The sequence below is a fragment of the Kocuria sp. CNJ-770 genome (assembly GCF_001942375.1).
GTDB lineage: Bacteria > Actinomycetota > Actinomycetes > Actinomycetales > Micrococcaceae > Kocuria > Kocuria oceani.
Window position 1 is genome coordinate 1 of record NZ_MKJW01000006.1, and the last position, 7,348, is coordinate 7,348.

At 76.3% G+C, this 7,348-nt stretch carries 3 protein-coding genes and 1 pseudogene; 2 read left to right on the forward strand and 2 right to left on the reverse strand.

Annotated elements, in window-relative coordinates:
* Both BJF77_RS20365 and BJF77_RS00180 read right to left on the reverse strand, forming a co-directional pair.
* Window positions 1-3,983, reverse strand: a 3,983-nt coding sequence (locus tag BJF77_RS20365) for a transglutaminaseTgpA domain-containing protein (protein ID WP_083664894.1), incomplete at its 3' end; no start/stop codon positions are given.
* Entirely contained in the window at window positions 3,980-4,930 is a 951-nt protein-coding gene (locus BJF77_RS00180; protein WP_047804092.1) for a MoxR family ATPase, read from the reverse strand. The genes BJF77_RS20365 and BJF77_RS00180, both read right to left, overlap by 4 nt.
* Before the next feature lie 156 nt (window positions 4,931-5,086).
* Between BJF77_RS00180 and BJF77_RS00185 the strand changes: the two are divergent.
* Window positions 5,087-6,063, forward strand: a pseudogene (locus BJF77_RS00185) (TatD family hydrolase).
* A 232-nt stretch (window positions 6,064-6,295) separates the two neighbouring features.
* Window positions 6,296-7,198 carry a DUF559 domain-containing protein gene (locus tag BJF77_RS00190; RefSeq protein ID WP_075870936.1) on the forward strand — a complete coding sequence of 301 codons (903 nt, stop codon included), beginning with the start codon at window positions 6,296-6,298 and terminating at the stop codon, window positions 7,196-7,198.
* Window positions 7,199-7,348: the final 150 nt, after the last annotated feature.

The window sequence follows — 7,348 nt, forward strand, 5'->3', positions numbered from 1 at the left end:
CCGGCCAGCGCGGCACGCACCGCGGCGAGGTCCTCGGGATCGGCCTCGGGTGACCACGGCGCCGCTGCCGGCGCGTACCGGCGGGCACCCGGGCCTCCACGCCCGGCCAGCGCGGCACGCACCGCGGCGAGGTCCTCGGGATCGGCCTCGGGTGACCACGGCGCCGCTGCCGGCGCGTAGAGGGCGCGCTCCACGTCCCGTCCCAGCCGGCCCAGCGCGGCCCCGGCCGTGGGCACGGTCGCCGCGATCCGCTCCACGAAGGCCCGTGGGGTCTCCGCGGCGGCCCGGCCCACGCCGTGGTCGGCCGCGAGGTCCTCGAACTCCGCCCAGCCCGCCGTCGCACGGGCTACCGCCGGGGCGCCGGCGTCCCCGAGCAGGCGCATCCGCCGCCTGCGCCGCCGGTCCCGCAGCAGACGGGGGAGGGCGGCGAGCAGGACGAGCAGCGCCGCGGCCAGTCCGCCGGTGAGCCACAGCAGCCGGCCGGCCGGTCCGGGATCGGGTTCGGGGGCGCTCGCCGGGGGAGGCTCCGGCGTCGGCACGGCCGTGGGCGCGGCCGAGGGCGCGCCGGTCTCCTCGGGTCCGGCCGTGCTCGCCGGGGTGGGGGTGTCCTCCGGCGCGGCGGTCGGCTCGGTCGAGCCCTCTCCCTCCGCCGGCCCCTCGTCCTCGTCGGTGGCGCCCTCGGCGGCGTAGCCGGGCACGTCCCCGGTGCCGGGGGTCGGCTCGAAGCGTACCCAGCCGGTGCCCTCGAACCACAGCTCCGGCCAGGCGTGGGCGTCGCGCGGCAGGACGGTGAAGGTGCCCCCGAAAGTGCCCTCGGCCGCGGTGGTCGACGGCAGGTAGCCCACCGCCACGCGGGCCGGGATGCCCAGCTCGCGGGCCATGACGGCCATCGCCGGGGCGAAGTGCCCGGCGTAGCCCGTGCGGGTGGCGAGGAACTGCTCGAGCGCGGCCATGCCGCCGGCGTCGTAGCCCTGGGCGGCCGGGGCGTTCGCGTCGTATCGGAACTCCTCCGAGCGCAGCCACTCCTGCAGTGCCAGCGCCTGGTCGAAGGCGGTCGGGGCGTCCCCGGCCCGTTCCCGCGCGGCCTCGCGCAGGGCCGCCGGGGTGTCCTCGGGCAGCTCGAGGAACGGGGCGAGCTCCGCGGTACGCGCCGCGGCCGGTGCTCCGCGCAGCTGCGCGGACGTCGGCTCGGCCGCCACCGCCCGCGCCTCGTAGGCGGTGCCCTCGGGCGGGACGCCGTCACCGTGCACGGTGCGATGCTGAGGGCTCACGGCCCAGTCGCCCTCGTCGAGCCCCGTCACGCCGACCGGCGCCCAGGGCAGGGGCAGCCAGCGCTCGGACCAGTCCCGCAGCTGCACGGAGGCGCTGCGCTCGGCGGCGGCCGGTCCCGCGGCGTCCGCGCCGAGGGCGTCGAGACCCGGCTCCAGGCCGGTGCCGTCCGGGAACCACTCGGCCCCGGTGAAGTCGTCGAGCACGAGCACCCGCAGGAGCTCGGGCTCTCCGGTGCTCGTGCGGTACTCCAGGCGCGGCCGCTGCTCCGCCGAGCGCAGGTCCTGCCCCACGGCCCGCAGCGGCCCCACCCCGGGGGCGCGGTCCCCGCCCGGTCCGCTGCCCTGGGGGAACGCGCCGTTGACGAAGCCCGGCACCACACCGGGCACGAGCAGGGTCACGGCCAGCACCCCGGCGACCACCACCAGGGCCCGGGCCCAGGTGCCGGGGGCGGCGGCGGTGCGGGCCTCGCGGACCGCGCCGAAGCGGCGGGCCCCGGCGAGCAGCACCAGGGCGGCGAGCACGGCCGCCGCGGTCCCGGCCAGCCCGACGCTCTCGGGCAGGACCAGGGCGGGCAGCACCAGCGGGGCCAGCACGCCCAGGGCGCTGGCCCCGGGCAGGCGCAGCACCACGAGCACCGTGTCCACGAACAGGGTCACGAGGCCCGCGGCGAGGGCGGCGACGAACGCGAGCGCCGTCGTGTCCGGGTACGGGGCGGGTCGTCCCGCCGCGATCCCGGCGGCCTCCCGTCCGAGCTCCCCGGCCAGGGCGAGGCTGCCGGGGGTCGGGACGAAGCCCAGCAGCGCGGGCTCGCGCAGGAACATCACCGTGAGCACCAGCGCCAGGGCGCCCGCCCCGAACAGGGGCGCGAGCACGGACAGGCCCAGCACCCGTGACGTCGCGGTGGCGGCCAGCACCGCGAGCGCGGCCAGCAGGCAGCCGGGGACCCAGCTCCCGCCGTCGAGGACCGCAGCCGGTCCCACGAAGGACAGCGCGACGGCCAGCAGCACCGTGCCGGACAGGCCGAGCACGGCGGCCACGGAGCGCCGGGGTGCCGGGGGCACGCCGGGGGCGGCGGAGTCGCGCACGGGGGAGCGCACGGGGGCGGCGGTCACCGCAGCGCTCCGGCCGTGCGGGACCCGGTGCCCAGATGCGCCCAGGCCTCCTCCGGGGCCGTGGCCGCGGTGACGACGACGACGGACCAGCCCGCCGCCTCGAGGGCCGCCGCACCGCCCGGAACCCGGTCGGCGTCGGCGGCCACCAGCACCGCGCTGCCGGCGCCCGCCCGGTGCGTGCCGTACAGGATCCGCTGCGCGCCCGCCCGGTCGAGGTCGCCGGAGACCAGCAGCACCGGATGGACCAGGCCCTCGCGGTCGAACCGGTCCGCGAGTCCGTCCTCGGCGCCGGGCCAGGCGCCGGCCCGGTCGCCGGGACCGGCGCCGGTCCCGGCACCCGGATCGGCACCGGGCGCGGAGACCGGGTCCGCGCTGCCGCTGCCGCCGACGGTCCCGTCGATCCCGCGGCTGTCGCCGGGGCGAGCCTCTCCGCCGCGGCCGCTGTCGGTGCCGGCCATTCCGCTGCCGCTGCCGCCGTCGAGTGCCGCGACTGCCACCGCGGTGGCCCGCTCCGCGGCGGCCGCTGTCGGCGCCGGCGGTGACGTCCGGCACCGGCAGGGGCCGGACCCGGGCCAGTCCGTGCCGGGCGTCCTCGGCGGCGTCGTCGTCGATCGCGGTGACGCGCCCGCGGACCGCGGCGTCGTCGTCCTCCCCGCCCCGGGGCAGGGGACGGCCCCGGGTGTCCAGGGCGTGCACGGCGGTCTCCCGCTGCGTCAGGTGCTCGAGCACCGCGGCGGTGAAGGACACGGCCCACTCGAACTCGGCCGTGCTGGGCAGCACCCCGGCCCACTGCCGCTCACCGGGCCACGCCGTGTCGTCGAGGTCCAGGAGCAGGCTGAGCCGCCGGGTGCTGCGGGGGTCCTCCTGGCGCACCATGAGGGTGCCCTGCCGGGCCGAGGCGGCCCAGTGCACCCGGCGCACGGGGTCCCCGTGCCGGTACTCGCGCACGGTCACGTTGTCGGGACCGGGCTGGGGCTGCGCGGTGCGGACGGGGTCGGTGCCGGACTCCCGCAGCCGGTCGGCGCGGATCTCCGGCAGCTCCACGGGATCCGGGGCGACGTGCAGGGAGGTGCGCTCGGAGGCGTCGAGCAGCTCGGTGGCCAGCCCGAACGGATCGGCGACCCGCACCGTGGCCGGGCCCAGCGCGTACACCCCGCGCCGGCGCGGCCGGACGGTGTAGGCGGCCGCCTCCCCGCCGGGCTGCACGCTCAGCTCCCGGTCCCCGCCGAGGGGCTCCGGCACCCGCTCGAGCACGGCCACGGCGCCCGCGGCGCTGCCGGCGCGCCGGGACCGGTGCCGGACCCGCAGCCGCACCACGGCCGAGTCCCCGGCCGTGACCAGGGCCGGGTCCACCCCGCGCTTGAGCAGCACCCGGGGCTTGACCACGGACAGGGACAGGGCGGCGAACAGCGGGGCCCCGCCCAGGAACAGCGCGAGCGCCAGCACGTCCTTGCGGCCCAGCCAGGTGGCCAGCAGCAGGCACAGCGCCCCGGTCCCGAGGAACGCCCAGCCGCGGCCGGTGAACCGCGCGCGGGAGTCCACGGGCTGCTCCGCCCGCTCGCCGTCCTCCGTCCGCAGGGTCTCCGGCCGGCGGCTCATCGGGACCGTGAGGCCGGCTCGGCCGGGACGCGGACCTCGTCCAGGACCGCCCGCACCAGCTCCTCCGCGGAGTCGGTGCCGGCGCGGCGGTCCAGGATCAGCCGGTGCGCCAGGACGGGCACCGCGATCGCGCGGACGTCGTCGGGCAGGACGTACTCCCGTCCGGCGAGCGCGGCCTCCGCCCGGGCGGTGGCCTGGAGCTGGAGCAGCGCCCGGGGGCTCGCGCCCAACCGGATCTGCGGATGCGAGCGGGTGGCCTGGCCGAGCGCCACCACGTAGGCGCGCACGGCGTCCGAGACGTGGATCCCGCGCACGTGGGCGACCAGGCGGGCGGCCTCCTCGAGCGGGACGACCGGGCGCAGGCCCTCCAGCGGGGAGCCGCCGCCGTGGTCGGACAGCATCGACATCTCCGCGGCGGTGTCCGGGTAGCCCATCGAGATCCGGGCGGTGAAACGGTCCCGCTGCGCCTCCGGCAGCGGGAAGGTCCCGTCCATCTCCACCGGGTTCTGCGTGGCGACCACCATGAAGGGGGAGGACAGCCGGTAGGTGGTGCCGTCCGCGGTGACCTGCCCCTCCGCCATGCACTCGAGCAGCGCGGACTGGGTCTTGGCCGAGGCCCGGTTGATCTCGTCGCCGATGACCACGTTGGCGAACACCGGGCCGGGCTTGAACTCGAACTCCCGCCGGGCCTGGTCGTAGACCGCCACCCCGGTGATGTCCGTGGGCAGCAGGTCCGGGGTGAACTGGATGCGCGCCACCGAACCGCCGATCGCCGAGGCCAGCGTCCGGGCCAGCATGGTCTTGCCCACCCCCGGCACGTCCTCCACGAGCAGGTGGCCCCCGGCCAGCAGCACGCTCAGGGCGGTGCGGGCCGCCTCGGGCTTGCCCTCGATCACCGTGTTGATCCGGTCCAGGACCGCCTGCGTGTACTGGGGGAAGGACTCCATGGGCTCCTCGGCTTCCTGCTCGGGCGTCTGCTCCCAGTATGTCTGTCCGGCCCCAGCTCGTAGATTGGTCGGTGCCCGCGTGTTTCCCGCCCCGTTCCCCGAGTTCCCGAGGTGCCGCCCGTGACCGACCCCAACACCACCCTCCTCACCGCATCCCTGTGGCCGGATCCGGCGTCCCGGCCCGAACCCGCCCCCGGCGCGACCCCCGCCGCCTACACGCCCGAGCACTACGCCGTGCCCGAGGACGCCCCCGCCGGGGAGGGCACCAGGCGCCGTTCCGCCCAGGGCGACGACGGGCGCCGCCGCAACCTCGCCTACCCGCCGGCGCCGGAGCCGCTGCCGCACCCGGTGGTCGACAACCACACCCACCTGGACCTGCAGGACGGCCGGGTCCAGGTCTCGGTGCGCGACGCCGCGGACGCCGCCGCGCTCGCCGGGGTGGGCGGGCTCGTGCAGGTCGGCTGCGACGTCCCGTCCTCCCGCTTCGCCGTGGCCGCCGCCCAGGCCGACCCCCGGGTCCTCGCCGCGGTGGCCCTGCACCCCAACGAGGCGCCGAAGCTGGCCGCCGCCGGCGCCCTCGACGAGGCGCTGGCGGAGATCCGCGCCCTGGGGGAGCACGACCGGGTGCGGGCCTTCGGGGAGACCGGCCTCGACTACTACCGCACCGAGGGGGAGGGCCGGGAGCACCAGAAGCGCTCCTTCCGGGAGCACATCCGCTTCGCCCGGGATACCGGCAAAGCGCTGCAGATCCACGACCGGGACGCCCACGCCGACGTCGTCGCCGTCCTGCTGGAGGAGGGCGCCCCGGAGCGGACCGTCTTCCACTGCTTCTCCGGGGACGCGGAGCTCGCCCGGACCTGCAACGAGCACGGCTGGTACATGTCCTTCTCGGGCACCGTGACCTTCAAGAACAGCCACGACCTCAAGGCCGCGCTGCGCATTGCCCGGCCGGAGCTGGTGCTCACCGAGACCGACGCCCCGTTCCTCACCCCGCACCCGTACCGGGGCCGGCCCAACGCCAGCTACGTGGTCAACTACACGGTGCGCGGCATGGCCGAGATCCTGGAGCAGGAGCTGGAGCCGCTGTGCGAGCGGATCTGGTCGAACACCACCGAGCCTACGGCCCCTTCTGACCCCTTACTTGGGCGCCGGCCCCCACTTGCGCGCCGAGCCCCCCACCTGCGCGCCGAGCCCCCCACTGGGTTCGCAGTCCCCCGATCAATGGGGGAACTGCGAACTCATGGGGGACTCGGGGCCGGTCCATGGTGGCTCCCCAAGTTGCCGGCCCCGGCGCCGTCTCGCCGGCACGTCCACATCGAACGGTGGCGGTCCCCCGCAGCAGATGAACCCTGCTAATCCCGAGGCATGAGCGAACTGCAGAGCACGGCGGACCTCCTCGACACCGGCCTGAGCAACCACGAGATCCGCCGTCGGATCCGCACCGGGAAGCTTCAGCGGGTGCACCCCGGATACTTCATCGCCGCGGACCGGCTCCCGAGCCTGACCCCGGAGCAACGCATGCTCCTGAAGCACCGAGCCTTTGCGCGGGCCGCACACACCGTTCCGGTGTTCTGCCTGGCCTCGGCGGCTGTGGTGCACGGCCTGGGACTGCGGCGGGTGCCCTCCCGGATCCACACCGTCTCACCGCCCGGGCACGGCACGCACCACGGGTACGACGGCGTCGTCCGCCATCAGACGAGGCTGCCGACCGCGGACGTGGTGGTGGTGGACGGGCTGCGCACCACCTCGGCGGAACGGACGCTGCTGGACTGCGCACGCCTGCTGCCGTTCACCGATGCCGTGGTGCTCGCGGACCAGGCGCACCTGCTGGGAGTCTCCCGCACCCGCTTGGAGTCGCTGCTTCCGGAGTGGGCCGGGCAGCGCGGAGTTCGGCGCGCGCGATCGGTGCTGACCGTCATGGATCCGCGCTCCGAGTCCGTCGGGGAGACGCTCACCCGGTTGTTGCTGATGGAGTACTCGCTGCCCGTGCCGGAGCTGCAATGGGTCATCGACGGCCGCAGCGGGTCCTACCGCGCCGACTTCGCCTGGCCGGAGCACCGCCTGGTGCTCGAGTTCGACGGGGAGACCAAGTACGTCGGCACAATGACCATCCACTCCGTCCTCCGGGACGAACGACGCCGCGAGAGCGAGATCCAGGAACTCGGCTGGACGGTGATCCGGGTGGGGTGGCATGACGTCGTACGCCGTCCCGCGGCGACCGTCGCCCGGATCGAGACGGCTCTTCGCCGAGGAACGGGCGCCCGCTGACTCCTTGGTCACCGATGCTCGGCGCCGCATCCGATGCCGCAATTGCTGCCGGCTTGCGAGGCTCTCTTGCTGTCATGTGCTGTCGACGAGCCACCCGCCCCGCGATGCCCTTCCCTCATTCCTTCTTCTCCCTTGCCGCCCAGTTCGAGT